Below are 26,423 nucleotides of genomic sequence, written 5' to 3'. Positions count from 1 at the left end.
AATCAGTTTGCGCGTGGCTTCGAGGCCGCCGATGCCCGGCATCTTGATGTCCATCAGGACAACGTCGGGCTTCAGTTCGCGGGCTTTCTTCAGGGATTCTTCGCCAGACTCGGCTTGACCCACTACATGCAAGCCGTCGATATCAGCCAGCATACGGGTGATGCCGGTACGCACCAGGTCGTGGTCATCAACAACTAGCACCCTGATCAAGCGACACCCCGTTTGCATCAGCCGCTAAAAGCGGCTGGTTGGGTTGGAAGGCTGGAGATTTGTTAAACCCAGCTTGGCGCATAACCGTCAAAATGCAAGCGCCAATAAAGCTGTGCGCAAGGATGACGGCCAGAGGAATGTGGCGGAAGCGGTGAGATTCGAACTCACGGAAGAGTTTCCCCTTCGACGGTTTTCAAGACCGTTGCATTCAACCGCTCTGCCACGCTTCCGGCGTTCGCGGGCGGCAATCTTACCCGAACGCAACACGCTGTCAAACTCTGCGTATTGGCTCTTTATCTGCCTCTGCTATTATCGGGCCTGACCTTGGTCACGGAACCATCAGCCATTTCAGGAGTGTCGCCATGAACGAACACAATTATGCACTTGACCATACGCAGGTTGAGCAGCAAGAAGTCAGCCGCGTCCTGCGCAACACCTATGGCCTGCTGGCCATCACCCTGGCCTTCAGCGGCCTGGTGGCGTACATCGCGCAGCGCGCCAATGTGCCTTATCCGAATATCTTCGTGGTGCTGATCGGCTTTTACGGCCTGTTCTTCCTCACCGCCAAACTGCGTAACTCGGCCTGGGGCCTGGTTTCGACCCTCGCCCTGACCGGCTTTATGGGCTACACCCTCGGGCCAATCCTCAACCGCTATATGGGCATGGCCAACGGCGCTGAAGTTGTCAGCTCGGCCTTTACCATGACCGCACTGGTATTCTGCGGCCTGTCGGCCTACGTGCTGACCACCCGCAAGGACATGAGCTTCCTCAGTGGCTTTATCACTGCAGGTTTCTTTGTGCTGATCGGTGCGATGGTTGCCGGCTTCTTCTTCCAGATCAGCGGCCTGCAACTGGCGATCAGCGCAGGTTTCGTCCTGTTCTCCTCGGCCTGCATCCTGTTCCAGACCAGCGCGATCATCCATGGCGGCGAGCGCAACTACATCATGGCGACCATCAGCCTGTATGTATCGATCTACAACCTGTTCGTCAGCCTGCTGCAGATTTTCGGCATCATGGGCAGCGACGACTGATTCAAGTTGCTGTGCAAAGCCCGCTTCGGCGGGCTTTTTTATGCCTGCCGTCCATAGATGGCGCGCATCTTGGCGGCTCAGGCTTTATCATTCCGGCAAATTGGCTTGCCAGGTTTGCTATGAAGTTCGCCATCGCCCTGTTCTCACCTCCTCATGCGCCCTCCTCGCGCCGCGCGCTGCGTTTTGCCCAGGCGGCATTGGCCGGTGGGCATGAGATTGTGCGGCTGTTCTTCTATCAGGACGGCGTCCACAGCGCCTCGAGCAATGTGGTCTGCGCGCAGGATGAAGTGGACCTGCCGCGTGAATGGCGTGAGTTTGTGCAAGCGCAGCAACTGGATGGCGTGGTGTGCATTGCCGCCGCCTTGCGCCGTGGCGTATTGAATGACGACGAAGCGCAGCGTTACTCGCGCACTGCCGCCAACCTGGATACACCCTGGGAGCTTTCCGGCCTGGGCCAGTTGCACGAAGCGGCGCAACTGGCGGATCGCCTGGTGTGCTTTGGAGGGCCTTGAGATGAGTAAGTCGCTATTGATCATCAGCCGCCAGGCGCCCTGGTCCGGCCCCAGTGCGCGGGAAGCGCTGGATATCGCGCTGGCCGGCGGCGCCTTCGATTTACCGGTTGCCATGCTGTTTCTTGATGACGGGGTATTTCAGCTGAGCAGTGCACAGCAGCCGGCCAGCCTGCAGCAGAAAGACCTCAGTGCCAATCTGCAGGCTCTGCCGATCTTTGGCGTCGAGGCGCTGTATGTTGCCCAGCGCAGCCTGGAAGAACGCGGCCTGCAGGATCAGCCCAGCAGTCTTGCGGTCGAGCGTCTCGATGATGCTGGGCTAAGCGCCTTGATTGACCGTTACGACCAGGTGATTACGCTCTGATGGCTACCTTGCATGTACTCTCGCACTCGCCCTTTACCGATAGCCGCCTGGGCAGTTGCCTGCGCATTCTCGGCAGCCAGGATGCCCTGCTGCTCTGCGGTGATGCCGTATACGCCTTGCAGGACGGCAGCGCGCAGCGTCAGGCGTTGGAACTGATGCCAGAGGCCATTGCGCTGTATGCCCTGGATGAAGATGTCCAGGCCCGCGGCCTTGCGCACCCTAGCCGCCTCACCCTGGTCGATTACCCCGCTTTCGTGGCCCTGAGCTGCCAATACGACAAGGTAAACACCTGGCTATGACGGCATTGAATGTTGAAGGCCGCAGCCTGGCACTGGACAAGGACGGCTATCTGCTCGACCTGGCGGATTGGTCCGAAGCTGCCGCGCACGCCCTGGCGCAACGTGAGGGCATCAACCTGAGCGCCGATCACTGGGAAATACTCTGGCTGGTGCGCAGCTTTTATGACGAGTTTCAGTTGTCGCCGGCCAATCGCCCGCTGATCAAGTTTATTGCCGTGAAAGTCGGCCCCGAGAAAGGCAATAGCCTGCATCTCAATCGCCTGTTCAATGGTGCTCCCGCCAAACTCGCCGCCAAGCTGGCGGGCCTGCCTAAACCGACCAATTGCCTATGAATCTTGTTACCCCAGCCGAACACCCTTTTGCCCAGTTCGTCCGCGCCCTGGGCAAAGGCAAGCGTGGCGCACGCAACCTCACTCGCGAGGAGGCCCGTGAGGCCATGGGCATGCTGCTCGACGGTCAGGCCGAAGAAAGCCAGTTGGGCGCATTCCTGATGCTGCTACGGCACAAGGAAGAAAGCGCCGAGGAAATGGCCGGCTTTGCCGAAGCTGTGCGTGCACGCCTGCAGGCGCCGGCAATTCAGGTCGATCTGGACTGGCCAAGCTATGCCGGCAAGAAACGCCACCTGCCCTGGTTCCTGCTGGCCGCCAAAGCCCTGGCGGGCAGCGGTATGCGCATCCTGCTGCATGGCGGCGGCCCACACACCGCCGGGCGTATGTACAGCGAACAGTTACTCGAAATCCTGCACATTCCACTGTGCCGCAGCTGGGGTGGCGTCGAGCAGGCATTGGCGCAACAGCAGCTGGCGTTTATCCCGCTGGGCGACTGGATGCCGCAACTGCAGCGCATGATCGACCTGCGCAATATCCTCGGCCTGCGCTCCCCCATTCATTCCCTGGCACGCATTCTCAATCCGCTGGGCGCGCGTTGCGGCCTGCAGAGCATCTTTCATCCGGGTTATCAGGCGGTGCACCGTGAAGCAAGCCAGTTGCTCGGCGATAGCGCGGTGGTGATCAAGGGCGAAGGCGGCGAAATCGAGATCAACCCGGACGCCACCAGCCACCTGTATGGCACGGCTAACGGCGAAACCTGGGATGAAGAATGGCCGGCGCTGTCGGCGTTGCGCCACGTCAAACCCGAGTCACTGCAACCCGCTCATCTGGCAGCGTTCTGGCGTGGTGAAGTGGTCGATGATTACGGTCAGCTTGCAGTCATCAGCACCATGGCCCTGGCCTTGCGCGCCCTCGGTGAGCCGCGCGAAGAGGCCCTGGAGCGTGCCGCGCAGCTGTGGGCCGCGCGCAATCAGACGCTGGCCTGAGCCCCTTCGAACCAGGCCAGTTTTTCCCGCAGCTGCACCACTTCGCCGACGATTACCAGGGTCGGCGCATGCACCTCATGCTCCGCCACCAACTCGGCCAGATTGGCCAGGGTGCCGGTAAACACCCGCTGGTTCTGCGTGGTGCCCTGCTGGATCAATGCCGCCGGGGTTGTTGCGGCACGGCCATGGGCAATCAGCTGCTGACAGATGATCGGCAAGCCCACCAGGCCCATATAAAACACCAGGGTCTGACTGCTGGCCGTCAGCTCATTCCAGGGCAGATTGCTGCTGCCATCTTTCAGGTGACCGGTAACAAAGCGCACCGACTGCGCATGGTCACGGTGGGTCAGCGGAATCCCGGCATAGGCCGCGCAGCCTGACGCCGCAGTGATGCCCGGCACCACCTGAAACGGAATCCCGTGAGCGGCCAGTTCTTCGATCTCTTCGCCGCCGCGGCCGAAAATAAACGGATCGCCGCCCTTAAGGCGCAGTACGCGCTTACCTTCTTTGGCCAGATTGACCAGGCGTTGATTGATTTGATCCTGCGGCAGCGCATGCTCGGCGCGCTGCTTGCCAACATAGATACGTTCAGCATCGCGGCGGCACAGCTCGATAATCGCCGGCGCTACCAGGCGGTCGTACAACACCACATCAGCCTGCTGCATAAGGCGCAAGGCGCGGAAGGTCAGCAGATCAGGATCGCCCGGCCCGGCGCCAACCAGATACACCTCGCCCAGCGCGCGCGGTGCAATCCCGGCAATCTTTTCTTCCAGCAGACGCTGACCTTCCTGCAGTTTGCCGGCGAAGACGCTTTCGGCGACCTGGCCCTGGAACACATCCTCCCAGAACACTCGGCGCTGCTGCACATCCGGAAACAGCCCTTTAACCTGGGCGCGAAAGCGTTTGGCCAGGCCTGCTAACTGGCCGTAGGTCGCGGGAATCCAGGTTTCGATCTTGGCGCGAATCAGCCGAGCCAGTACCGGGGCGTCGCCGCCACTGGTGATAGCGACGATCAACGGCGAGCGGTCGACGATGGCGGGGAAAATCACGCTGCACAGCTTCGGGGCATCCACCACATTGACCGGGATACCCAAAACCTGGGCCTCGGCCGAAATCTGCGCATTCAGCGGTTCGTCATCGGTGGCGGCAATGATCAAGGCCACGCCCTGCAGATCAGCCGACTGATAATCACGCAGCAGCACCTCGCCATTGCGGGCGTTGGCCATCTCACGCAGTTCATCACGAATCTCCGGCGCCACCACCCGCAATGTCGCGCCGGCATCACTGAGCAAGCGCGCCTTGCGCACGGCAACTTCGCCGCCACCGACCACCAGTACCAGGCGATCCTGCAGTTTGTGGAACAGGGGCAGAAAATCCATGACGCACGCTCTCGATCGGGTAAACAAAACGGGGCAGCACTAGCCGCCCCGTCACGTGCAACTGAAGCCGGCTTAGCCGATTACTTCAATGCCGCCCATATAGGGTTTCAATACATCCGGAACGCGGATGCTGCCATCGGCCTGCTGGTAGTTTTCCAGCACGGCTACCAGAGTGCGACCCACCGCCAGGCCGGAGCCGTTGAGGGTGTGTACCAGCTCGGGCTTGCCGGTTTCCGGGTTGCGGTAGCGCGCCTGCATCCGGCGCGCCTGGAAGTCGCCGCAGTTGGAGCACGAGGAAATCTCGCGGTACTTATCCTGACTCGGCACCCAGACTTCCAGGTCGTAGGTTTTTACCGCGCCGAAGCCCATGTCACCGGTGCACAGCGCCAGTTTGCGGTACGGCAGCTCAAGCAGCTGCAGCACGCGCTCGGCGTTGGCGGTCAGGCTTTCCAGTGCCTCGAAAGACTTGCTCGGCTCAACGATCTGGACCATCTCGACCTTGTCGAACTGGTGCTGGCGGATCATGCCACGGGTATCACGGCCAGATGCGCCGGCTTCGCTACGGAAGCACGGGGTGTGTGCAACCAGCTTCAACGGCAGCTGCTTGGCATCGAGAATCTCGCCGGCAACGATATTGGTCAGCGACACTTCTGCAGTCGGGATCAGGTACAGATCGGCCTCGCCTTCACGGCTGATCTTGAACAGGTCTTCCTCGAACTTCGGCAGCTGGCCGGTGCCTTGCAGCGCCGGCGCCTGCACCAGATACGGCGTATAGGCTTCTTCGTAGCCGTGTTCGCCGGTGTGCAGGTTGATCATAAATTGCGCCAGAGCGCGGTGCATGCGGGCGATGGGGCCACGCAGCACAGCAAAGCGCGCGCCGGACAGTTTGGCGGCGGTCTCGAAATCCAGCCAGCCGTGCTGTTCGCCCAGGGCAACGTGGTCCTGAATCGGGAAATCGAAGCTGCGCGGCGTGCCCCAACGGGAAACCTCAACGTTGCCCTCTTCGTCTTCACCGACCGGCACCGACTCATGCGGCAGGTTGGGGATATTCAGCAGCAGGTCGTCGAGTTCGCTCTGGATGCTATCGAGGTCACGCTTGCCCTGCTCCAGATCGCTGCCCATCTGGTCCACTTCTGCCAGCAGCGGCGCAATGTCTTCACCGCGCTGCTTGGCCTGGCCAATAGATTTGGAGCGGCTGTTACGCTCGGCCTGCAGCTGCTCGGTGCGGGTCTGCACATCCTTGCGCTGAGCTTCGAGCGCTTCGAAACGCGCAACATCAAGGACAAAGCCACGGGCGGCCAGGCGCTCGGCCACTTCATGGAGCTGGGTACGAACGAGTTTGGAATCGAGCATGTTCTGGTCTCAACACATCACAAGGGTTTGCATGGCAGTAGCCATGGCGCGCAATGCCGCGCAGTTTAAGGCTTTAACAGGCTTGGGTGCCACACCGCACGTTAGCTTGCGTGGCTACTGGTAGAGGCGCGCCAGGGCAAAACCGCCCCACACCGCAGCCACACCACCGATTACGCTGCACAACAGGTAGGCGAAGGCTTCATTGTGGCGACCGCCTTCAAACAGCTTGAGCAACTCAAGGCTGAATGAAGAAAAGGTGGTGAAACCGCCCAGCAGGCCGATGATTAGACCGCTACGCAATTCGATGGGCAGATCACTACGCAGCAGAAACAGGCCGGACAACAGACCGATCAACAGGCAGCCGAGGATATTGACGGTGAAGGTGCCCAGGTAAAAATGCCGTGGCCAGTGCGCAACCACCCAGCTTGCAGTGAGAAAGCGCAGTACAGAACCTACGGCACCGCCGAGGGCAACGGCCATCGCTACACGAATCATGGTTTTCTCCGCTGACGAGGGCTGTTTCGGTCCTGGTTTTTCAAATGCTGCAGCTTGTCGCGAATCTTCAGTTCCAGGCCACGTGGCACCGGTTGGTAATACTCGCGTGGCTCGAAGCTTTCGGGAAAGTAGTCCTCGCCTGCCGCATAGGCATCGGGCTCATCATGGGCATAGCGGTATTCGTCGCCATAGCCCAGTTCTTTCATCAGCTTGGTTGGCGCGTTGCGCAGGTGCAGCGGGACTTCCTGCGAGCCGTGCTCAGCAGCATCACGCATGGCGGCGTTGAAGGCGCTGTAGACCGCATTGCTTTTCGGTGCGCAGGCCAGGTAGACAATCGCCTGGGCCACGGCCAGCTCACCCTCGGGGCTGCCCAGGCGTTCCTGCACATCCCAGGCATTCAGGCACAGGGTCAAGGCGCGCGGGTCGGCATTGCCAATATCTTCGCTGGCCATGCGCACCACGCGCCGGGCGATATACAGCGGATCACAGCCGCCATCGAGCATGCGCGCATACCAGTACAGCGCACCGTTCGGGCTGGAGCCGCGTACGGATTTGTGCAGCGCCGATATCTGGTCGTAAAAGGCTTCGCCGCCTTTATCAAACCGCCGACGGGTATCGCCGAGCAGATTGAGCAGCAGTTCGCTGCCGATCTCGCTGCCGTCCTCGGCCAGGTCCGCGGCGTTTTCCAGAAAATTGAGCAGGCGCCGACCATCGCCATCGGCGGCGGCCTGGAGGATCTTGAAGCTTTCTTCCGGCAAGCTCAGCTGGCGTTCGCCCAGGCCTTTCGGGTCGTTCAAGGCGCGCTCGACCAATTTGCGCAGCGCGCTTTCATCCAGACTTTTCAGCACGTACACGCGAGCCCGTGAGAGCAAGGCGTTGTTCAGCTCGAACGAGGGGTTTTCCGTAGTGGCGCCGATAAAGATCAGCGTGCCGTCTTCCACGTACGGCAGAAAGGCATCCTGCTGCGACTTGTTGAAGCGGTGCACTTCATCGACAAACAGGATGGTCTGGCGGCCGTATTGCGCGGCATGCTGCTGCGCCACTTCCACAGCCTGGCGAATCTCCTTGACCCCGGAGAGCACAGCGGAAATTGTCTCGAAATGCGCATCGGAAACCTGGGCCAACAAGCGCGCCAGGGTGGTCTTGCCGACGCCCGGCGGGCCCCAGAAGATCATCGAGTGCAGCGCACCCTGCTCCAGCGCTTCACGCAAGGGCTTACCACGGGCCAGCAAATGTTCCTGGCCGACGTACTCATCCAGGCTGGCTGCACGCAAACGGGCAGCCAGGGGTTGAGCGACGGGAGCCTTGCGAAACAGATCCATGACTGCGGTTTAACGCCTCTTGCTTTGAGCTTACTACTCTTGAATCACGTCCGCGCCGGCCGGAATCTCGAAGGTGAACTGCGCATCGTCCTGCGGCTCATTCATTTTCACGTTGAGAAACAGGATGTTGGTGCGCTGGCCGATGCTGTCGATCAACTGCATATCGTTGAGCACCTTGTTGCGGAACGACAGGCGCAGGCTGTCGAACAGGGTGTCCTTGGATTTTGGCTTGAGGATGAAGTCGACCACGTTGCCGCCTTCGTTGTGGCTGATTTCGAAGTTCTCACGAATCTTCGACACATCACCGGACAGCAGCAGCGCCGGAGTGTGGGTCAGGCGCTGATCGAGGGTCTGAATGGTCACCTGTTGCAGGTCCGGGTCGTACAGCCAGACCTTTTCACCATTGGAGACCAACAGTTGCTCCATCGGTGCATCGGTGTGCCAGCGGAACAGGCCCGGGCGCTTCAGTGCGAGCTGGCCCGCGGTTTCCTGCAGCTGGGTGCCGCTGCCGTCCAGGGTCAGCTGGGAAAAGCGCGCAGTGATGGTTTGCGCCTGGTTGAGCAGCTCGGTCAGGCGCTGCACGGCAACTTCATCGTCGGCCATGGCGGCAACGCTAGTAAAACTCAGTACGGTCAGCAACAACATGCGAATCAGGCGCATGGGACTCCTTAAGATCGGGCTAGGCGTTAATCGCGAACAGGGCTTGGTGCTATGACCTCGCGAGAGCCATTGGTGTTCATTGAGGTGACGACGCCGGCCATTTCCATGGCCTCGATCATCCGCGCGGCGCGGTTGTAGCCGATTTTCAGCTTGCGCTGCACGGCGGAGATAGACGCGCGGCGGCTTTCCAGGACGAAATTGACCGCCTCGTCGTAAAGCGGGTCGGCCTCGCTGCCTTCACTGCCCTCGCCGCTGCCGCCCTCGAAACCGCTACCGGACTCTTCAGCACCGGCCAGGATGTCATCGATATAGTCAGGCGTGCCGCGCTGCTTCCAGGCCTCGACCACACGGTGTACTTCCTCGTCGGAGACGAAGGCGCCGTGCACGCGAATCGGCAAACCGGTGCCCGGCGGCATATAGAGCATGTCACCGTGGCCCAGTAGCTGCTCGGCGCCGCCTTGATCAAGGATGGTGCGTGAGTCGATCTTGCTCGATACCTGGAATGCCATACGGGTCGGGATGTTGGCCTTGATCAGGCCGGTGATCACATCCACCGAAGGACGCTGAGTCGCGAGAATCAGGTGAATCCCTGCCGCACGGGCTTTCTGCGCAATACGTGCAATCAGCTCTTCGACCTTCTTGCCGACGATCATCATCATGTCGGCGAACTCGTCGACCACCACCACGATGGTTGGCAGGGTTTTCAGCAGCGGCGCTTCGTCGTGCATGCTTTCGCGCTTGTACAGCGGATCGCTCAGCGGTTCGCCCGCCTCTTCGGCGTCTTTGACCTTGCGGTTGAAGCCGGCCAGGTTGCGCACCCCCATCTTCGACATCAGCTTGTAGCGACGCTCCATCTCGGCCACCGACCAGCGCAGGGCGTTGGCGGCTTCCTTCATGTCGGTCACCACCGGGCACAGCAGGTGCGGAATGCCTTCGTAAATCGACAGTTCGAGCATTTTCGGGTCGATCATGATCAAGCGCGCCTCTTCCGGCGTGGACTTGAACAGAATCGACAGAATCATGGCGTTAACCCCGACCGACTTACCAGAACCGGTGGTACCTGCCACCAGCAGGTGGGGCATCTTCGCCAGGTCAGTGATTACCGGCTTGCCGCCGATATCGTGACCCAGGGCCAGGGTCACGGGCGATTTGGCTTCGTCGTACTCGGGCGACGACAGCACTTCGGAGAAGCGCACGATTTGCCGGTCTTCGTTGGGGATTTCGATACCGACCGTGGTCTTGCCCGGAATCACTTCCACCACGCGCACGCTGATGATCGCCATCGAGCGCGCGAGGTCCTTGGCCAGGCCGGAAATGCGGCTGACCTTGACCCCAGCTGCGGGCTGAATTTCGAAACGGGTGATCACCGGGCCCGGATGGACCGATTCGACGATAACCTCGACACCAAACTCCTTGAGTTTGATTTCAAGCAGACGCGACATGGCTTCTAGGTATTCAGGCGAGTATTTCTTCTGAACCTTTTCCGCCACATCAAGGATGGAAATCGGCGGCAGGCTGCCGGCCAGAGCGCTGTCTTCAAACAGGTTGACCTGCTTCTCTTTCAGCACGCGCTTGCTCGGCTCGGGCGCTTTCGGCGCAGCCTGTGGCGTGATCACCGGGGCTGGGCGGTTAACCCGCTCGCTCATATGCTTGTTCAGCGACTCTTCGCGCTCAATCAGGCGCTCTTTGACCTTGGCCTGTTCACGGCGATCTAGCACGATCGGCGCGGAGACTTCACTGACGCGCTCATCTACCTCACGCAACTGCGCCACCAGCTGCTTGCGCTCAACCCGCGCACTCCACCAGCGGTTGGCCAGGCTCTGGATCAGCTCAATCAAATCGAGGGTGATCTTGCCGGTCAGGTCCATCACTTTGAACCAGGACAGGTCGGTAAATACCGTCAATCCGAACAGGAACAATGCAATCAGCAGCAGCGTACTGCCCTGCACATTCAGCGCATTGATCGCTAGCGCTCCCAGGCTTTCACCCAACGCACCGCCGGCAGAGGCTGGCATGCTCGAGCTGGCGTGAAAATGGATATACGCCAGAGCAGCACCGGACAGCACCAAAAACACCAGGCCAATCAGCCGCCAGGAGAACAGCCAACCGCTCCATTGCCATGGCTGATGGCGGGCGCGGAACACCTGCAGGGTTTTGACCGCCAACAGCAGCGGGAATAAATAGGCGAAATAGCCCAGCGCCATAAACAAAATATCGGCAAACCAGGCGCCGGCGCGGCCGGCGGCGTTCTGTACCTGCTCGACATTGCTGGTGTGGGTCCAGCCCGGATCGGCCGCATCGTAGGTCAGCAGAGCCATCCACAGATAAAGGCAAAGTGCGCCCAGGCCAATCAAAGCGCCTTCTTTGAGTCGATAAGGCAGCTGCTGGCGCCAGAGAGGGGCTTGTGCGGTTGGGCTAGATTTCTTCAAAACGCATCTGTTCCTGCGCCAGAGGCGCCGAATAATTGGTTAACGGCAAAATATGCAGCGATTGTACGGGTTTAGCCAAACGATACCAGACCGAGCTGTATGCATAAACAGCTACGGCGGTTGACTCCCGCTCTTTGCCTGCTTCGGTGTAGCATATCCGCCAACATCGTCCGTGCGGCTCAATTGGAGCATGCATTCTCTTTTGTGACAAAGGCTTATGAGGTGTTTTTATGAGCGAAGTCAAGCATTCACGCTTGATCATCCTGGGTTCCGGCCCTGCCGGTTATAGCGCTGCCGTTTACGCTGCCCGCGCCAACCTCAAGCCTGTGATCATTACCGGCATCCAGCCCGGCGGTCAGCTGACCACCACTACCGAAGTGGACAACTGGCCCGGCGACGTTGAAGGTCTGACTGGTCCGGCACTGATGGAGCGTATGCAGAAGCATGCCGAGCGCTTTGAAACCGAGATCGTCTACGACCACATCCACACCGCCGAGTTGCAGTCGCGTCCTTTCACCTTGAAAGGTGACAGCGGCACCTACACCTGTGACGCACTGATTATCGCAACGGGCGCATCGGCGCAGTACCTGGGCCTGCCGTCCGAAGAGGCATTTTCCGGCAAGGGCGTATCGGCGTGCGCCACCTGCGATGGCTTCTTCTATCGCAACCAGGTAGTCGCGGTGATTGGCGGCGGCAATACCGCCGTTGAAGAGGCGCTGTACCTGTCGAATATCGCTAAGGAAGTGCACCTGGTGCATCGCCGCGACAAGCTGCGTTCCGAGAAGATTCTTCAAGACAAGCTGTTTGACAAAGCCGCCAACGGCAACGTGGTGCTGCACTGGAATCACTCCCTTGAAGAAGTACTGGGTGACAACACGGGCGTTACCGGTGCGCGCCTGAAAGATACGCAGAGTGGTGTGAGCAAAGACCTGCCGTTGGCTGGCGTGTTTATCGCTATCGGCCATAAGCCCAATACCGAGTTGTTCCACGGCCAGCTGGAAATGCGCGACGGCTACCTGCTGATCAAGGGTGGCAATGAAGGCAATGCCACCGCCACCAGCATTGAAGGTGTATTTGCCGCAGGCGACGTGGCTGACCACGTTTACCGCCAGGCCATTACCTCCGCCGGCGCTGGCTGCATGGCCGCGCTGGATGTCGAGAAATTCCTCGACGACAATTGATCCATCCAGGGCGGACGGACAGTCCGCCCTGCCCTCCTACGTCCAACCCCGGCCCTGCACATGCTGACGTGGCTGCAACGCGACTCACTGGATTTCCCGCCTCTTAATAAAGCCCTGCGCGAGCCCAATGGCTTGCTGGCCGCTGGTGGCGACCTGCGCCCCGAGCGTTTGATCCAGGCTTATCGCCACGGCTGCTTCCCCTGGTTTCAGGATGGTCAGCCGATTCTCTGGTGGTCGCCGGACCCGCGCACCGTGCTGCTGCCTGACCAGCTGCACGTCTCGCGTAGCCTTGGCAAAGTGCTGCGCCAGGGCCGTTATCGAGTGACCTTTGATCAGGCTTTCGCTGACGTGATCCGCGCCTGCGCCGCGCCGCGCAATTATGCAGCAGAAACCTGGATCACCAGCCCCATGCAGGATGCTTACTTGGAGCTGCACAGGCGCGGTATCGCTCATTCGGTTGAGGTCTGGCGCGATAACGAGCTGGTTGGCGGGCTCTATGGCCTGGCCATGGGTCAGCTGTTCTTTGGTGAGTCGATGTTTAGCCGCGCGGACAATGCATCCAAGGTGGGTTTTGTCACGCTGGTTGAACGCTTGAAAAACTGGGGCTTTGTGCTGATCGACTGCCAGATGCCAACCGAACACCTGCTCAGCCTCGGTGCGCAGACGATTTCCCGAAGCGAGTTCGCCAGCTACCTGAGCGCTTATCTTGATCAACCCAATCAGGCCGGCTGGGTCGCCTAGGCGAGTTTGCCAGCCTGGCTTACACTTGATTCAAGCCCGACCCTGAGAGTCGATCATGACTGAGCTGGCCCGCCTGAAGTTTTACGCCACTCAACCGCACCCTTGCAGCTATCTGCCCGACGAGCAGGCCACCACCCTGTTCCTCGACCCCAGCCAGCCCATGGATGCGGATGTTTATGCTGAGCTTTCGGAAATGGGTTTTCGCCGCAGCGGCGACCACCTCTATCGCCCGCATTGCCAGCGCTGCACCGCTTGCGTTCCGGCGCGCATTCCGGCCGCGCAGTTCAGTCCGAACCGCCAGCAACGGCGCATCTTCAAGCGCAATCAGGACATCCAGGTGCGCCTGGTACGCCCGGCATTTACCGAAGAATATTACGCGTTGTACGTGCGCTACATCGAGCAACGGCATGCCGATGGCGATATGTACCCGCCCAACCGCGAACAATTTTCAACCTTTCTGGTGCGTGATCTAGCCTTCTCGCGCTTCTATGAGTTCCGCCAGGACAACCGTCTGCTGGCAATTGCTGTAACCGATGTGCTGCCCAATGGGCTGTCCGCGGTATACACCTTTTATGAGCCGAGCGAGGAACGGCGCAGCCTCGGACGCTTTGCCATCCTCTGGCAAATTGCCGAAGCGGCGCGTCTGGGGCTGCATGCGGTCTATCTGGGTTACTGGATCAAGAACTGCCGCAAGATGAATTATAAGACCCAGTACCGGCCAATAGAGCTGTTCGTCAATCAACGCTGGGTCAGTCTTAACTGAAGCCCTTGGCGCAAACCCCAAATTTCGGGCACAATGCACGCCGCTTTTGCCTGGCGCCAGTTGCACCGGGCCATTCATTGGATACCGAGGGCTTTACTGCATGTCGAAAGAAGACAGCTTCGAAATGGAAGGCACTGTCGTCGACACCCTGCCCAACACCATGTTCCGTGTGGAGTTGGAAAATGGGCACGTCGTTACTGCGCACATCTCCGGAAAGATGCGCAAAAATTACATCCGCATTCTGACTGGCGACAAAGTTCGCGTTGAACTTACGCCTTATGACTTGAGCAAGGGCCGCATTACTTACCGCGCCCGTTAACAGGCCTGCGAAAACTCAGTTTTCCGGCATCTGTTACACCAAGCTCCAGTAAAAACGCCCGGCATTGCCGGGCGTTTTTGTGCGCGTAAGAAAACTACGCCTAGGCCATTTCTGCCGTGGTTTCGAAATCGAAGGTCAACTCACCACCGTCAATATCGATATGCACCACGCCGCCGTGCTCAGCCAGCTCGCCAAACAGGATCTCTTCGGCCAGCGGACGCTTGATCTTGTCCTGGATCAGGCGGGCCATCGGCCGAGCGCCCATCTGCACGTCATAACCGCTTTCTGCCAGCCAGCTACGCGCTGCATCGCTGACCTCCAGCGTGACGCGCTTATCCTCAAGCTGCGCCTGCAGCTCGGTGAGGAACTTATCGACAATGCTTTTGATCACTTCGTGGCTCAGACGGCCGAACTGGATAATGGTATCCAGGCGGTTGCGGAACTCCGGAGTGAAGCTCTTCTTGATCACTTCCATGGCATCAGACGAGTGGTCCTGATGGGTGAAGCCAATGGATGCCCGCGCTGCGGTTTCAGCACCAGCGTTGGTGGTCATGATCACGATCACGTTACGGAAGTCTGCTTTGCGGCCGTTGTTATCGGTCAGGGTGCCGTGATCCATGACCTGCAGGAGCAGGTTAAAGACTTCCGGGTGAGCCTTTTCGATCTCATCGAGCAGTAGTACGCAGTGCGGCGTTTTGGTGATCGCCTCCGTTAGCAGGCCACCTTGATCAAAGCCGACATAGCCAGGTGGCGCACCGATCAGGCGCGACACGGTATGGCGCTCCATGTACTCAGACATGTCGAAGCGAATCAGCTCAACACCCAAGGCCTTGGCCAGCTGACGAGCGGCTTCGGTCTTGCCCACCCCAGTAGGGCCGGCAAACAGGAAGGAGCCGACCGGCTTGTCAGGCGCCTTGAGCCCAGCCCGCGACAGCTTGATCGCGGTCGAAAGTGAGTCAATCGCAGCGTCTTGGCCAAATACGGTTAGCTTCAGGTCGCGCTCAAGGTTGCGCAGCAGTTCTTTGTCAGAGCTGCTGACGTGTTTTGGCGGAATACGGGCAATTTTCGCCACGATGTCTTCGACCTGCGCCACGTCGATACGGGTCAGGCGCTTCTCCAGAGGCTGCAAGCGTTGATAGGCCCCGGCTTCATCAATTACATCAATCGCCTTGTCGGGCATATGCCGGTCATTGATATAGCGCGAAGCCAACTCCGCCGCTGCGCGCAGGGCTTCATCACTGTATTCGATGCTGTGATGCTGCTCGAAGCGACCTTTCAGGCCACGCAGAATGCCGATGGTGTCTTCCACCGAGGGCTCGACCACGTCGACTTTCTGGAAGCGCCGCGCCAAGGCGCGGTCTTTCTCGAAGATGCCGCGAAATTCCTGGAAGGTTGTCGAACCGATGCAGCGAATCTCACCCGAAGACAGCATGGGCTTGAGCAGGTTGGACGCATCCATGACCCCACCCGATGCCGCGCCGGCACCAATGATGGTGTGGATTTCATCGATAAACAAAATGGCATGTGGGCGTTTGCGCAGCTCATTAAGCAGTGCTTTCAGGCGCTTCTCGAAATCACCGCGGTATTTGGTGCCTGCCAGCAGCGCGCCGAGATCCAAGGAGTAGACAACGCTGTCCGCCAGCAGATCAGGCACTTGGTTATCGACAATACGCTTGGCCAGGCCTTCGGCAATGGCAGTTTTACCAACACCAGCCTCACCTACCAATAGCGGATTGTTCTTGCGCCGACGCGCGAGAATCTGCGCCACACGCTCGACTTCCAACTCACGGCCGACCAACGGATCAATGCGGCCCTGGCGAGCCAGTTCATTGAGGTTGCTGGCATAAGCGTCCAGCGGGTTGCTTGAGCTGGAGGACTCACCGCCCTCGTCGTCTTGCATTTCCTGTTCGCTTTCCGAATGGCCACCATGACCCGGTACCTTGGAGATGCCGTGGGCAATAAAGTTGACCACATCGATACGCGCAACGCTCTGCTGCTTGAGCAGAAACACGGCCTGACTTTCCTGCTCGCTGAAAATTGCCACCAGTACGTTGGCGCCGGTCACTTCACGCTTGCCGGAACTCTGTACGTGGAACACCGCGCGCTGCAGAACGCGCTGAAAACCCAGGGTAGGCTGCGTTTCGCGCTCTTCATCGTGCTGCGGAATCAGCGGCGTGGTGGAGTCGATAAACTCCTGCAGATCATGCCGCAGCTTGTCCAGATTGGCACCGCACGCGCGCAGCACGCTGGCAGCGGCCTCGTTATCGAGGAGGGCCAGCAATAAATGCTCAACCGTCATAAATTCATGACGTTTGGTACGAGCCTCCTTGAAAGCCAGATTGAGGGTGACTTCGAGCTCTCGATTTAACATAGCTTCACCTCATGCCCAAGTGGCCGGCGTTAACCGTCCTTCTCTATTTCACAGAGTAGCGGATGCTGGCTCTCTCTCGCATATTGATTCACCTGTGTCGCTTTGGTTTCAGCAATATCGCGGGTAAACACTCCACACACTGCCCGTCCCTCTGTATGGACGGTCAGCATGACTTTGGTCGCCATCTCTCGATTCAGGTTGAAAAACACCTCGAGAATCTCGACCACAAAATCCATGGGCGTGTAGTCGTCATTAAACAAAATCACTTTATACATAGGAGGCGCCTGCAGAGCGGGCTTGGATTCCTGAACGGCTAAGCCGAAGGAATCGTCCTCATGCTCTGCGGGGCGATCCTGATTGAATGTTAGTCGAATCTGGCTACGTGCATGCATGCTGAATAGCTTCGTTGATGGGCGAATAGTCTGTGCTAGACAGAGTTTGAACGGCTTCTCAGCCAGTTACAGCATTGCCTTGACTATCGGCAAAACGGTGTTACAAACAATGAATACCCAGCGTGGGTATTAAGGGGTTTCACAGCTTTGCCGACTCACGTCAAGCAGAGCGTGGAATTGAAGTGGATGATACTCCAGTGATGGAGTCCTTTGCAGAGGGATATCAGCATGGTTAGCGGTAAGGTCAAGTGGTTCAACAACGCCAAAGGCTATGGGTTCATCCTGGCCGATGGTCGAGATGAGGACCTGTTCGCCCACTACTCGGCTATCCAGATGGACGGCTATAAAACGCTGAAGGCTGGCCAGCCGGTAAGCTTCGATATTATTCAAGGTCCAAAAGGACTCCACGCCGTAAACATCAGTGCGGCTAATGCCGCAAGTGAAGCGCCCGCCGCTGTCAAGCAACACCAGGGCTCAACGGTTGAAGTCTGATTAGAGTCACCTGGGCAGTTAATCGCCCACAAAAAAGGCCGGTCATATGACCGGCCTTTCTTTATACGGCTGATTTGCTTACATGTGCGAAATCAGTGCATCACCGAATGCCGAGCAAGACAGCAGCTTGGCACCGTCCATCAGACGCTCGAAGTCATAGGTCACTGTCTTGGCCGAGATAGCGCCGTTGGTGCCCTTGATGATCAGGTCAGCCGCTTCGATCCAACCCATGTGGCGCAGCATCATTTCCGCGGAGAGGATCAGTGAACCTGGGTTCACTTGGTCCTTGCCGGCGTACTTCGGTGCCGTACCGTGGGTAGCCTCGAACATGGCAACGGTGTCGGACAGGTTGGCACCCGGGGCGATACCAATACCACCCACTTCAGCCGCCAGGGCGTCGGACAGGTAGTCACCGTTGAGGTTAAGGGTGGCGATTACGTCGTACTCGGCCGGACGCAGCAGGATCTGCTGCAGCATGGCATCGGCGATGGCGTCTTTGACGATGACGTTCTTGCCGGTTTTCGGGTTCTTGAACTGCATCCAAGGACCGCCATCAAGCAGGGTTGCGCCGAATTCTTCAGCAGCAATTTCGTAGGCCCACTCTTTGAAGGCACCTTCGGTGAACTTCATGATGTTGCCTTTGTGCACGATGGTCAGCGAGTCGCGGTCGTTATCGACTACGTACTGCAGCGCTTTACGTGCCAGACGCTTGGTACCTTCTTTGGAAACCGGCTTAACGCCGATACCGCAGTCCTGGTCAAAGCGAATCTTGGTCACACCCATTTCCTCTTTGAGGAACTTGATGACCTTGGTCGCTTCCGGCGAGCCCGCTTTCCACTCAATACCGGCGTAGATGTCTTCCGAGTTCTCACGGAAGATCGTCATGTCGACATCACCTGGCTTCTTCACCGGGCTTGGCACGCCTTCAAACCAGCGCACCGGGCGCAGACAGACGTACAGGTCAAGTTGCTGACGCAGGGCAACGTTGAGGGAGCGGATGCCGCCACCGACTGGCGTGGTCAGCGGGCCCTTGATGGATACGACATAATCTTTGACCGCATCCAGGGTTTCCTGAGGCAGCCAGGTGTCCTGATCGTAAACCTGAGTGGCTTTCTCGCCTGCGTAAACTTCCATCCAGGAGATCTTGCGTTCGCCGCCGTAGGCTTTCTGTACGGCCGCATCAACGACTTTGATCATCACCGGGCTGATATCGACACCGATACCATCACCTTCGATAAAGGGAATGATTGGATTATTCGGTACGTTCAGGGATGTATCGGCATTGACGGTGATTTTGTCACCGGTGGCAGGCACCTGGATCTTTTGGTATCCCATGCTGGACTCCGTCTTGTGGTTAAAACAGTCATATCGCCCCAGAGTAACCCACTTGAATCGGGCGAAACCATATGTTCGTTGGTCTTATGCGCCAAGGCATTCTGCGACGCGTTAGCGCGGTGGTATACTTCACCGATGACTAACAGGTCATAAGGCGCGGATCGTTCAAACAGGTTGTCCGCCTCTTGAATCCGTCGAACTGCTACAGCGATTCAACGGCTCGAAACGCTCAACACTCTACTGGTGCATCCAACATCACCGCGGCAAGACCTCGACTTCTGGCTCGTTCGCATGGGCCTCGGCGCTTACCTGCGCATGTCGAGTGCCTGTGCACGCTCAGCAAAGAAGAGAGTTAACTCAGAATGTCCACCCCTTCGAAGATCATCTATACCTTCACCGACGAAGCCCCAGCCCTTGCGACTTATTCGCTTCTGCCTATTGTAGAAGCCTTCGCAGCCTCTGCTGAGATTGCCGTCGAAACACGCGACATCTCTCTTGCAGGGCGCATCCTTGCAAGCTTTGCCGAGCAGTTGGATGCCAACAAGCAGGTCGACGACGACCTCGCCAAGCTGGCCGTACTGGCCACCTCACCAGACGCCAACATCATCAAACTGCCAAACATCAGCGCCTCGGTGCCGCAGCTCAAAGGCGCAATCGCCGAGCTGCAGGCCCAGGGCTACAACATCCCGAATTTCCCGGAAGACCCGCAAACGGACGCTGAGAAAGAAGCCAGCGCCCGCTACAGCAAAGTGCTTGGCAGTGCGGTCAACCCGGTGTTGCGTGAAGGTAACTCCGACCGTCGCGCACCTGCAGCGGTTAAAGCCTTTGTGCGCAAGCATCCGCACTCCATGGGCAAGTGGAGCATGGCCTCGCAATCCCACGCCGACTACATGCGTGGCGGCGATTTCTTCTCCAGCGAACAGTCGATCACCATGGCCAAGGCCGGTGATGTACGCATCGAGTTCGTCAGCAAGAACGGTCAGGTCGTGGTCAAGAAGCAACTCGCCCTGCAGGAAGGCGAAGTCTTCGATAGCATGTTTATGAGTTGCCGCAAGCTGCGTGAGTTCTTCGAGAAGACCCTGCAGGACTGCAAGGAAACCGGCGTGATGTGGTCCCTGCACGTCAAGGCGACCATGATGAAGGTTTCCCACCCGATCGTCTTCGGTCACGCTGTCAGCGTCTATTACAAGGACGTGTTCGACAAATACGGCGAGCTGTTCAAAGAACTGGGGGTCAACCCGAACAACGGCATCAGCAGCGTCTACGACAAGATCAAGTCCCTGCCCGCCTCGCGCCAGGAAGAAATCCTCGACGATATCCACGCCTGCTACAGCCATCGCCCAGAAATGGCCATGGTCGACTCGGTTAAGGGCGTCACCAACCTGCATATCCCCAGCGACGTAATCGTCGACGCCTCGATGCCCGCGATGATTCGCAGCTCCGGGCAAATGTGGGGCAAGGACGGCAAGCTCAAAGACACCAAAGCGGTGATGCCGGAAAGCACTTACGCCCGCATCTACCAGGAAATGATCAACTTCTGCAAAACCAACGGCGCGTTCGACCCAACCACCATGGGCAGCGTACCGAACGTCGGTCTGATGGCGCAGAAGGCCGAAGAATACGGCTCCCACGACAAGACCTTCGAGTTGACCGAAAACGGCATCATGCGCGTCGTCGCAGCCGACGGCAGCGTGCTGATGCAGCATGAAGTCGAAGCCGGTGACATCTGGCGCGCTTGCCAGACCAAAGATGCGCCGATCCGCGATTGGGTCAAGCTGGCCGTGACCCGCGCTCGTCAGTCCAATACCCCGGCAATTTTCTGGCTCGACCCAGAACGCGCCCACGACCGCGAACTGCAGAAGAAAGTTGAAGCCTACCTGCAGGAACACGACCTGACCGGCCTGGACATCCGCGTTATGGACTACAACCAGGCCATTCGCGTAAGCATGGAGCGCCTGATTCGTGGCCAGGACACCATTTCGGTGACCGGCAACGTACTGCGCGACTACCTGACCGACCTGTTCCCGATCATGGAGCTGGGCACCTCGGCCAAGATGCTCTCCATCGTGCCGTTGATGGCCGGTGGTGGCATGTACGAAACCGGCGCTGGCGGCTCGGCGCCCAAGCACGTGCAGCAGCTGATCGAGGAAAACCACCTGCGCTGGGATTCGCTCGGCGAGTTCCTGGCCCTGGCGGTTTCCCTGGAAGAAACCGGGATCAAGACCAACAACCCGAAAGCCAAACTGCTGGGCACCACCCTCGATGCGGCCACCGGCAAGTTGCTGGACAACAATAAGTCGCCATCGCGCAAAACCGGCGAGTTGGACAACCGTGGTAGCCATTTCTACCTGGCGCTGTACTGGGCCCAGGAACTGGCCGCGCAGAACGATGATGCCGAGTTGAAAGCGCAGTTCGCGCCACTGGCTAAAACCCTGACCGAGAATGAAGCAACCATCGTTGCCGAACTCAGCGCCGTGCAGGGTAAGCCCGTGGACATCGGTGGCTACTACCGCTCCAACCCGCAGCTGACCAGCCAGGTTATGCGCCCAAGCGCGACCTTCAATGCTGCGCTCGCCGCTCTGAACTAAGGCATCACGCCCAGCGCCCACGGGCGCTGCAACAGCACAAACCCCGGCCCAGTGCCGGGGTTTGTGCATTCAGGGCCGAGAGAATCAGGATAAGATCGCCTTTTCTCATAACGGGTAGCATTTTCATGCAGTGGCAGCCGCACATCACCGTGGCCACGGTCATCGAAGACCAGGGCCGTTTTCTGTTAGTCGAAGAAATGGCCGAAGGCCGCGCCGTATTTAACCAGCCTGCCGGCCACCTGGAAGCCAACGAAAGCTTGCTGCAGGCCGCGCTGCGCGAAACCCTCGAAGAGACCGGCTGGGATGTCGAACTGACCGGCGTAACCGGCATTTACCTGTACACCGCGCCCAGCAACGGCATCACCTACCAGCGCGTGTGCTTTGCCGCCAAACCCCTGCAGCAGCGACCCAATCATCCGCTGGATGACGGCATCATCGGCCCGCGCTGGCTAAGCCGTGACGAGCTGGCAGCGCAACCCGAGCGCTGGCGCAGCGAATTGGTATTGCGCTGCATTGATGACTACCTGAACGGCCAGTGTTTCCCCCTGAGCCTGATCCGCGATTAACGGCCACAGCTCTGCGCCTGCTAGAATCGCCCTCTTTTTAAGCCCGTGCCCAGTATCCCCATGCCAGATCCAACTACTCAGCGCGTAATCGTCGGCATGTCCGGCGGCGTCGATTCCTCCGTTTCCGCCCTGCTGCTGCTCGAACAGGGCTATCAGGTCGAAGGCCTGTTTATGAAGAACTGGGACGAGGACGACGGCACCGAATACTGCACCGCCATGGATGACCTGGCCGATGCTCAGGCCGTATGCGACAAGATTGGCATCAAGCTGCACACCGCCAACTTTGCCGCCGAATACTGGGACAACGTGTTCGAGCACTTCCTCGCTGAATACAAGGCCGGGCGCACACCGAATCCGGACATCCTGTGCAACCGCGAGATCAAGTTCAAAGCCTTCCTTGATTACGCCCTGATGCTCGGTGCCGATCTGATTGCCACCGGCCACTACGTGCGCCGCCGCGATATCGACGGGCGCACCGAGCTGCTCAAGGGCCTCGACCCGAACAAGGATCAGAGCTACTTCCTACATGCGGTGGGCGGTGAGCAGATCGCCAAAACGCTGTTCCCGGTCGGCGAGCTGGAAAAGCCAGCAGTACGCGCGATTGCCGAGAAGTACGCATTGGCCACGGCGAAGAAGAAGGATTCCACTGGTATCTGCTTTATCGGTGAGCGGCGTTTCAGCGATTTTCTTAAGCAGTACCTGCCGGCCCAGCCCGGCAATATCGAAACCACCGAAGGCGACGTCATCGGCCGTCACCACGGCCTGATGTACCACACCATTGGCCAGCGCCAGGGGCTTGGCATCGGCGGATTGAAAGATGCCAGCGACGAGCCTTGGTACGTTCTGCATAAGGACCTGACCCGCAATGTATTGATTGTTGGTCAGGGTAATGAGCACCCATGGCTGTTTAGCCGCGCCCTGCTCGCCTCGGAGATTTACTGGGTAAACCCAATCGATCTGAGCGCGCCGCGTGAGCTGAGTGCCAAGGTGCGCTATCGCCAGAGCGATCAGGCCTGCACGCTGGAGAAAACCGCCAGCGGCTACCGCGCCGTATTCAACGAGCCGCAGCGCGCAGTGACTCCGGGCCAGTCCGTGGTGTTCTACGACGGTGACATCTGCCTGGGTGGCGGCGTGATTGAAACCGCTGAACCCTGGACTGTGCGGGAGCAAACGGCGTGAATCCTATCCGCGAGCAACTGATCGCCCTCGGCGCAGTATTCGAATCGGCGGTATTGGTCGACAAGCTGGCGCGCACTGGCCAGGTCGGCGAGCCGGCCGTAGCCTGCATGATCAACAGCCTGCTGGTGCGCGACCCAAAGGACACGCTGGACGTATACGGCGGCGATGACCTTAACCTGCGCGACGGCTACCGAGCCCTGGTCAGTGCTCTGGAACGTGACCCGGCCAGCCTGCAGCGTGATCCGCTGCGTTATGCCCTGGCTCTACTGGCGCTGGAGCGGCAGCTGGATAAGCGTGGTGACATGCTGCACGTCATGGGCAGCCGCCTCGATCAGGTGCAGCAACAGGTCGAGCACTTCGGCCCGACCCATGAAAACGTTATTGCCAACTGCGCCAGCCTGTATCAGGACACCATCAGCACCTTCCGCCAGCGTATTCAGGTGCAAGGCGACATGCGTCACCTGCAACAGACCAACAATGCCGCGAAGATTCGTGCACTGCTGCTCGCCGGCATTCGTTCCGCGCGCCTTTGGCGGCAACTGGGCGGCCATCGCTGGCAGATGGTGTTCAGCCGCAGCAAGTTGCTCAAGGAACTCTACCCGCTGCTGCGTACGTGAACATGGGCACCCGCTCGGTCAAACCCGTTCAGGGTGCCGCCCTGCTTGCGCTGTCGGCCTTGCTGTTTTCCCTGATGGGCGTTGGTATTCGCGAGGTGTCGGTCAGCGTCAACAACGAGTCCGTGGTGTTCTTGCGCAACCTGGTCGGCGTGCTGTTCTTTCTGCCGCTGATTTTGTTCAAAGGCCTGCGCCCGCTGAAAACCACGCGGTTGAAATCCCATCTGTGGCGCACCACCTACGGCCTGGCGGCGATGTACTGCTTCTTCTACGCCATTGCCCACCTGCCGCTGGCCGACGCCATGCTGTTCACCTATTCAGCGCCGCTGTTTACTCCGCTGATTGCCTGGTGGTGGCTCAAGGAGCCGCTGAGCAAGCGCATGCTGCTGACCACCGTGGTGGGCCTGATTGGCGTACTGCTGGTGGCCAAGCCGTCGGCTGCGCTGCTCGACAGTCATGCATTGATCGGCCTGGCCGCCAGCGTGCTGGCCGCGTTTGCCTTTGTATCGATTCGCGAGATGAGCGACACCGAGCCTGCGCATCGCATCGTGTTCTATTTCTCCCTGTTCAGCGCCCTGCTCTCAGCCATCCCACTGACCTGGGCCTGGCAGCCGATGACCCAGCATGATCTTGGGTTGCTGCTGGTGATCGGCCTGCTGGCCACCGCCAGCCAGATCGTCATGTCCAAAGCCTACAGCCTGGCATCGCCGGGGCTGATCGGCCCCTTTGCCTACCTGGCGATTGTATTTGCCGGGCTGATCGCCTGGCTGCGCTGGGGTGAAACCCCGGACCTGACCTCGTTGATCGGTGCGGCGCTGATTTTCAGCGCCAGCCTGCTATCGATTGCTCGAAGCAAACGCGGCTGAACGGTCGCAGCCAATCGCGATTCAGCGGCCGATTTCATGTATGATACGCGCCCTTTTCAACAGAGGCTGTCTAGTATCTCGCGAGCTAGAGTCATGCAAGGCGAAAACAGGCGAGGAAGCGGAGTGTACGTTTGTACATGAGCATTCCGAGTCTGTTTTCAACGCAGCAGGGCCGACGCGCAGCAGATACTAGATAGTCTCTTGGCCCGACTGCCCGAGAACGCCCCTATGCAGCTTTCCTCGCTCACCGCGGTTTCCCCCGTTGATGGCCGCTATGCCGGCAAAACCAGCGCCCTGCGCCCAATTTTCAGCGAATACGGCCTGATCCGTTTCCGCGTACTGGTTGAGGTGCGCTGGTTGCAGCGCCTGGCCGCCCACGAAGGCGTTGCCGAAGTCGCGCCCTTCTCCGCCGAAGCCAACGCCGTGCTCAATGAGCTGGCAGACAACTTCGCCGTCGAGCATGCCGAGCGCGTCAAAGAAATCGAGCGCACCACCAACCACGACGTTAAAGCCGTGGAGTACCTGCTCAAGGAACAAGCGGCCAAGCTGCCTGAGCTGGACAAGGTCAGCGAATTTATTCACTTCGCCTGCACTAGCGAAGACATCAACAACCTGTCCCACGCCCTGATGCTGCGCGCTGGTCGTGACGACGTGCTGCTGCCACTGATGCGTCAGACGGCCGAAGCGATTCGCGAGTTGGCGATCAAATTCGCCGATGTGCCAATGCTCTCGCGCACCCACGGTCAGCCAGCATCGCCGACCACCCTGGGCAAGGAACTGGCCAACGTGGTCTACCGCCTGGAGCGGCAGATCGCTCAGGTTGCCGCTGTGCCACTGCTGGGCAAGATCAACGGCGCCGTAGGCAACTACAACGCCCACCTCTCGGCTTACCCGCAGATCGACTGGGAAGCCAACGCGCGTCAGTTCATCGAACGTGACCTGGGCCTGCAGTTCAACCCCTACACCACGCAGATTGAGCCGCACGACTACATCGCCGAGCTGTTCGATGCCATCGCCCGCTTCAATACCATCCTGATCGACTTCGACCGTGATATCTGGGGCTATATCTCCCTGGGCTACTTCAAGCAGCGCACCATCGCTGGCGAAATCGGCTCATCGACCATGCCGCACAAGGTCAACCCGATCGACTTCGAGAACTCCGAAGGCAACCTGGGTATCGCCAACGCGCTGTTCCAGCACCTGGCCAGCAAGCTGCCGATCTCGCGCTGGCAGCGCGACCTGACCGACTCCACCGTGCTGCGTAACCTCGGTGTCGGTTTTGCTCACAGCGTTATCGCTTACGAAGCCAGCCTCAAGGGAATCAGTAAGTTAGAGCTCAATGCTCAACGCATTGCTGATGATCTGGATGCTTGCTGGGAAGTCCTCGCTGAGCCGATCCAGACCGTAATGCGCCGTTACGCCATCGAGAACCCCTACGAGAAGCTCAAGGAACTGACTCGCGGCAAGGGCATCAGCCCCGAAGCGCTGCAAACCTTTATCGACGGCCTGGACATGCCAGCAGAAGCCAAAGCCGAGCTCAAGCTCCTGACCCCTGCCAGCTATATCGGCAACGCGGTCGCCCAGGCCAAGCGCATCTAACCGGCAACAGCCTCCCAGACGCCCGGCTGCGCCGGGCGTTTTTATTTATGG

The 26,423-nt window shown here is 59.2% G+C and carries 27 protein-coding genes and 1 tRNA gene; 17 read left to right on the top strand and 11 right to left on the bottom strand.

The features are described 5' to 3' along the window. Together Q8M42_RS04980 and Q8M42_RS04975 are read right to left on the bottom strand one after the other, a co-directional pair. On the bottom strand, nt 1–210 hold a 210-nt coding region (locus Q8M42_RS04980; protein WP_305283589.1), incomplete at its 3' end, for a response regulator. 140 nt (nt 211–350) lie between these two features. Then, nucleotides 351–440, bottom strand: a tRNA-Ser gene (locus Q8M42_RS04975). 132 nt (nt 441–572) lie between these two features. Here Q8M42_RS04975 and Q8M42_RS04970 point away from each other — a divergent pair. The 6 genes from Q8M42_RS04970 (at nt 573) to Q8M42_RS04945 (ending at nt 3,728) form a co-directional block, all read left to right on the top strand. Further along, the gene (locus Q8M42_RS04970) at nt 573–1,241 is read left to right on the top strand and encodes a Bax inhibitor-1/YccA family protein (protein WP_304866861.1); all 669 of its coding nucleotides are present in this window, start codon (nt 573–575) and stop codon (nt 1,239–1,241) included. Nucleotides 1,242–1,360: 119 nt separating this feature from the next. Further along, nucleotides 1,361–1,753, top strand: a complete 393-nt coding sequence (tusD, locus tag Q8M42_RS04965; protein ID WP_304866858.1) for a sulfurtransferase complex subunit TusD — start codon at nt 1,361–1,363, stop codon at nt 1,751–1,753. Nucleotide 1,754: 1 nt separating this feature from the next. Then, entirely contained in the window at nt 1,755–2,114 is a 360-nt protein-coding gene (gene tusC, locus Q8M42_RS04960) for a sulfurtransferase complex subunit TusC (RefSeq protein ID WP_304866856.1), read from the top strand. Continuing rightward, nucleotides 2,114–2,413, top strand: coding sequence for a sulfurtransferase complex subunit TusB (gene tusB / locus Q8M42_RS04955; RefSeq protein ID WP_304866853.1), 300 nt, complete (start codon nt 2,114–2,116; stop codon nt 2,411–2,413). Before tusC ends, tusB begins: the two co-directional genes overlap by 1 nt. Continuing rightward, nucleotides 2,410–2,745, top strand: a complete 336-nt coding sequence (locus Q8M42_RS04950; RefSeq protein ID WP_304866851.1) for a TusE/DsrC/DsvC family sulfur relay protein — start codon at nt 2,410–2,412, stop codon at nt 2,743–2,745. Before tusB ends, Q8M42_RS04950 begins: the two co-directional genes overlap by 4 nt. Continuing rightward, a complete protein-coding gene (locus tag Q8M42_RS04945; protein WP_304866848.1) occupies nt 2,742–3,728 on the top strand; it encodes a glycosyl transferase family protein in 987 nt (328 codons plus the stop codon). The genes Q8M42_RS04950 and Q8M42_RS04945 overlap by 4 nt, the downstream gene beginning before the upstream one ends. On the opposite strand, the gene cysG is transcribed toward Q8M42_RS04945, so the two are convergent. The 6 genes from cysG to ftsK all read right to left on the bottom strand — a co-directional run bounded on the left by cysG (nt 3,713) and on the right by ftsK (nt 11,366). Continuing rightward, complete coding sequence (gene cysG, locus Q8M42_RS04940) at nt 3,713–5,107, bottom strand: siroheme synthase CysG (RefSeq protein ID WP_304866845.1); 1,395 nt, start codon at nt 5,105–5,107, stop codon at nt 3,713–3,715. The two genes, Q8M42_RS04945 and cysG, sit on opposite strands and share 16 nt — an antisense overlap. Nucleotides 5,108–5,179: 72 nt before the next feature. Beyond that, nucleotides 5,180–6,460, bottom strand: a complete 1,281-nt coding sequence (gene serS / locus Q8M42_RS04935; protein WP_304866843.1) for a serine--tRNA ligase — start codon at nt 6,458–6,460, stop codon at nt 5,180–5,182. A gap of 114 nt (nt 6,461–6,574) precedes the next feature. Beyond that, the gene (gene crcB, locus Q8M42_RS04930) at nt 6,575–6,955 is read right to left on the bottom strand and encodes a fluoride efflux transporter CrcB (protein ID WP_304866840.1); all 381 of its coding nucleotides are present in this window, start codon (nt 6,953–6,955) and stop codon (nt 6,575–6,577) included. Next, nucleotides 6,952–8,277: a replication-associated recombination protein A gene (locus tag Q8M42_RS04925; RefSeq protein WP_304866838.1), complete on the bottom strand. Its 1,326-nt coding sequence runs from the start codon at nt 8,275–8,277 to the stop codon at nt 6,952–6,954. Before Q8M42_RS04925 ends, crcB begins: the two co-directional genes overlap by 4 nt. Nucleotides 8,278–8,310: 33 nt before the next feature. After that, nucleotides 8,311–8,937 carry an outer membrane lipoprotein chaperone LolA gene (gene lolA, locus Q8M42_RS04920; protein ID WP_304866835.1) on the bottom strand — a complete coding sequence of 209 codons (627 nt, stop codon included), beginning with the start codon at nt 8,935–8,937 and terminating at the stop codon, nt 8,311–8,313. Between the two features lie 26 nt (nt 8,938–8,963). After that, nucleotides 8,964–11,366 (bottom strand): DNA translocase FtsK, encoded by a 2,403-nt coding sequence (gene ftsK, locus Q8M42_RS04915; protein WP_304866832.1) that lies wholly within the window; start codon nt 11,364–11,366, stop codon nt 8,964–8,966. 230 nt (nt 11,367–11,596) lie between these two features. On the opposite strand from ftsK, the gene trxB reads away from it, so the two are divergent. The 4 genes from trxB (at nt 11,597) to infA (ending at nt 14,370) form a co-directional block, all read left to right on the top strand. Beyond that, on the top strand, nt 11,597–12,547 hold the full coding sequence (gene trxB / locus Q8M42_RS04910) for a thioredoxin-disulfide reductase (protein WP_170049957.1): 951 nt from the start codon (nt 11,597–11,599) through the stop codon (nt 12,545–12,547). A 60-nt stretch (nt 12,548–12,607) separates the two neighbouring features. Further along, the gene (aat, locus tag Q8M42_RS04905; protein WP_304866826.1) at nt 12,608–13,288 is read left to right on the top strand and encodes a leucyl/phenylalanyl-tRNA--protein transferase; all 681 of its coding nucleotides are present in this window, start codon (nt 12,608–12,610) and stop codon (nt 13,286–13,288) included. 55 nt (nt 13,289–13,343) lie between these two features. Then, a complete protein-coding gene (locus Q8M42_RS04900; protein WP_304866823.1) occupies nt 13,344–14,051 on the top strand; it encodes an arginyltransferase in 708 nt (235 codons plus the stop codon). A 100-nt stretch (nt 14,052–14,151) separates the two neighbouring features. Beyond that, a complete protein-coding gene (infA, locus tag Q8M42_RS04895) occupies nt 14,152–14,370 on the top strand; it encodes a translation initiation factor IF-1 (RefSeq protein WP_002553999.1) in 219 nt (72 codons plus the stop codon). A gap of 100 nt (nt 14,371–14,470) precedes the next feature. On the opposite strand, the gene clpA is transcribed toward infA, so the two are convergent. Beyond that, nucleotides 14,471–16,741 carry an ATP-dependent Clp protease ATP-binding subunit ClpA gene (clpA, locus tag Q8M42_RS04890; protein WP_304866821.1) on the bottom strand — a complete coding sequence of 757 codons (2,271 nt, stop codon included), beginning with the start codon at nt 16,739–16,741 and terminating at the stop codon, nt 14,471–14,473. A gap of 29 nt (nt 16,742–16,770) precedes the next feature. After that, a complete protein-coding gene (gene clpS, locus Q8M42_RS04885) occupies nt 16,771–17,133 on the bottom strand; it encodes an ATP-dependent Clp protease adapter ClpS (protein ID WP_304866818.1) in 363 nt (120 codons plus the stop codon). Nucleotides 17,134–17,361: 228 nt separating this feature from the next. On the opposite strand from clpS, the gene cspD reads away from it, so the two are divergent. Beyond that, nucleotides 17,362–17,625 carry a cold shock domain-containing protein CspD gene (cspD, locus tag Q8M42_RS04880; RefSeq protein WP_304866815.1) on the top strand — a complete coding sequence of 88 codons (264 nt, stop codon included), beginning with the start codon at nt 17,362–17,364 and terminating at the stop codon, nt 17,623–17,625. A gap of 78 nt (nt 17,626–17,703) precedes the next feature. Here the strand turns inward: cspD and icd are convergent, their stop codons facing one another. Beyond that, a complete protein-coding gene (icd, locus tag Q8M42_RS04875) occupies nt 17,704–18,960 on the bottom strand; it encodes an NADP-dependent isocitrate dehydrogenase (RefSeq protein WP_304866812.1) in 1,257 nt (418 codons plus the stop codon). A gap of 362 nt (nt 18,961–19,322) precedes the next feature. On the opposite strand from icd, the gene Q8M42_RS04870 reads away from it, so the two are divergent. The 6 genes from Q8M42_RS04870 (at nt 19,323) to purB (ending at nt 26,372) form a co-directional block, all read left to right on the top strand. Beyond that, nucleotides 19,323–21,548, top strand: coding sequence for an NADP-dependent isocitrate dehydrogenase (locus tag Q8M42_RS04870; RefSeq protein ID WP_304866809.1), 2,226 nt, complete (start codon nt 19,323–19,325; stop codon nt 21,546–21,548). A 125-nt stretch (nt 21,549–21,673) separates the two neighbouring features. Next, a complete protein-coding gene (locus tag Q8M42_RS04865) occupies nt 21,674–22,114 on the top strand; it encodes an NUDIX hydrolase (RefSeq protein WP_304866807.1) in 441 nt (146 codons plus the stop codon). A 60-nt stretch (nt 22,115–22,174) separates the two neighbouring features. Next, nucleotides 22,175–23,293 carry a tRNA 2-thiouridine(34) synthase MnmA gene (mnmA, locus tag Q8M42_RS04860; RefSeq protein WP_304866805.1) on the top strand — a complete coding sequence of 373 codons (1,119 nt, stop codon included), beginning with the start codon at nt 22,175–22,177 and terminating at the stop codon, nt 23,291–23,293. Next, complete coding sequence (hflD, locus tag Q8M42_RS04855) at nt 23,290–23,910, top strand: high frequency lysogenization protein HflD (RefSeq protein WP_304866803.1); 621 nt, start codon at nt 23,290–23,292, stop codon at nt 23,908–23,910. Before mnmA ends, hflD begins: the two co-directional genes overlap by 4 nt. 2 nt (nt 23,911–23,912) lie before the next feature. Continuing rightward, nucleotides 23,913–24,773 (top strand): DMT family transporter, encoded by an 861-nt coding sequence (locus tag Q8M42_RS04850; RefSeq protein WP_304867146.1) that lies wholly within the window; start codon nt 23,913–23,915, stop codon nt 24,771–24,773. Nucleotides 24,774–25,001: 228 nt separating this feature from the next. Continuing rightward, entirely contained in the window at nt 25,002–26,372 is a 1,371-nt protein-coding gene (purB, locus tag Q8M42_RS04845) for an adenylosuccinate lyase (protein ID WP_304866800.1), read from the top strand. The last annotated feature ends 51 nt before the right edge of the window (nt 26,373–26,423 follow it).

Origin of the sequence: Pseudomonas sp. (assembly GCF_030684895.1) — a bacterium.
Classification (GTDB): domain Bacteria; phylum Pseudomonadota; class Gammaproteobacteria; order Pseudomonadales; family Pseudomonadaceae; genus Aquipseudomonas.
The sequence above is the reverse complement of the archived record's forward strand: the minus strand, read 5'-3'. Positions and strand labels throughout refer to the sequence as shown.

Coding starts and splice junctions, on each gene's coding strand:
- Q8M42_RS04970 (WP_304866861.1), top strand. CDS start 573: ATGAACGAACACAATTATGCACTTGACCATACGCAGGTTGAGCAGCAA.
- tusD (WP_304866858.1), top strand. CDS start 1,361: ATGAAGTTCGCCATCGCCCTGTTCTCACCTCCTCATGCGCCCTCCTCG.
- tusC (WP_304866856.1), top strand. CDS start 1,755: ATGAGTAAGTCGCTATTGATCATCAGCCGCCAGGCGCCCTGGTCCGGC.
- tusB (WP_304866853.1), top strand. CDS start 2,114: ATGGCTACCTTGCATGTACTCTCGCACTCGCCCTTTACCGATAGCCGC.
- Q8M42_RS04950 (WP_304866851.1), top strand. CDS start 2,410: ATGACGGCATTGAATGTTGAAGGCCGCAGCCTGGCACTGGACAAGGAC.
- Q8M42_RS04945 (WP_304866848.1), top strand. CDS start 2,742: ATGAATCTTGTTACCCCAGCCGAACACCCTTTTGCCCAGTTCGTCCGC.
- cysG (WP_304866845.1), bottom strand. CDS start 5,107: ATGGATTTTCTGCCCCTGTTCCACAAACTGCAGGATCGCCTGGTACTG.
- serS (WP_304866843.1), bottom strand. CDS start 6,460: ATGCTCGATTCCAAACTCGTTCGTACCCAGCTCCATGAAGTGGCCGAG.
- crcB (WP_304866840.1), bottom strand. CDS start 6,955: ATGATTCGTGTAGCGATGGCCGTTGCCCTCGGCGGTGCCGTAGGTTCT.
- Q8M42_RS04925 (WP_304866838.1), bottom strand. CDS start 8,277: ATGGATCTGTTTCGCAAGGCTCCCGTCGCTCAACCCCTGGCTGCCCGT.
- lolA (WP_304866835.1), bottom strand. CDS start 8,937: ATGCGCCTGATTCGCATGTTGTTGCTGACCGTACTGAGTTTTACTAGC.
- trxB (WP_170049957.1), top strand. CDS start 11,597: ATGAGCGAAGTCAAGCATTCACGCTTGATCATCCTGGGTTCCGGCCCT.
- aat (WP_304866826.1), top strand. CDS start 12,608: ATGCTGACGTGGCTGCAACGCGACTCACTGGATTTCCCGCCTCTTAAT.
- Q8M42_RS04900 (WP_304866823.1), top strand. CDS start 13,344: ATGACTGAGCTGGCCCGCCTGAAGTTTTACGCCACTCAACCGCACCCT.
- infA (WP_002553999.1), top strand. CDS start 14,152: ATGTCGAAAGAAGACAGCTTCGAAATGGAAGGCACTGTCGTCGACACC.
- clpA (WP_304866821.1), bottom strand. CDS start 16,741: ATGTTAAATCGAGAGCTCGAAGTCACCCTCAATCTGGCTTTCAAGGAG.
- clpS (WP_304866818.1), bottom strand. CDS start 17,133: ATGCATGCACGTAGCCAGATTCGACTAACATTCAATCAGGATCGCCCC.
- cspD (WP_304866815.1), top strand. CDS start 17,362: ATGGTTAGCGGTAAGGTCAAGTGGTTCAACAACGCCAAAGGCTATGGG.
- icd (WP_304866812.1), bottom strand. CDS start 18,960: ATGGGATACCAAAAGATCCAGGTGCCTGCCACCGGTGACAAAATCACC.
- Q8M42_RS04870 (WP_304866809.1), top strand. CDS start 19,323: ATGTCCACCCCTTCGAAGATCATCTATACCTTCACCGACGAAGCCCCA.
- Q8M42_RS04865 (WP_304866807.1), top strand. CDS start 21,674: ATGCAGTGGCAGCCGCACATCACCGTGGCCACGGTCATCGAAGACCAG.
- mnmA (WP_304866805.1), top strand. CDS start 22,175: ATGCCAGATCCAACTACTCAGCGCGTAATCGTCGGCATGTCCGGCGGC.
- Q8M42_RS04850 (WP_304867146.1), top strand. CDS start 23,913: ATGGGCACCCGCTCGGTCAAACCCGTTCAGGGTGCCGCCCTGCTTGCG.
- purB (WP_304866800.1), top strand. CDS start 25,002: ATGCAGCTTTCCTCGCTCACCGCGGTTTCCCCCGTTGATGGCCGCTAT.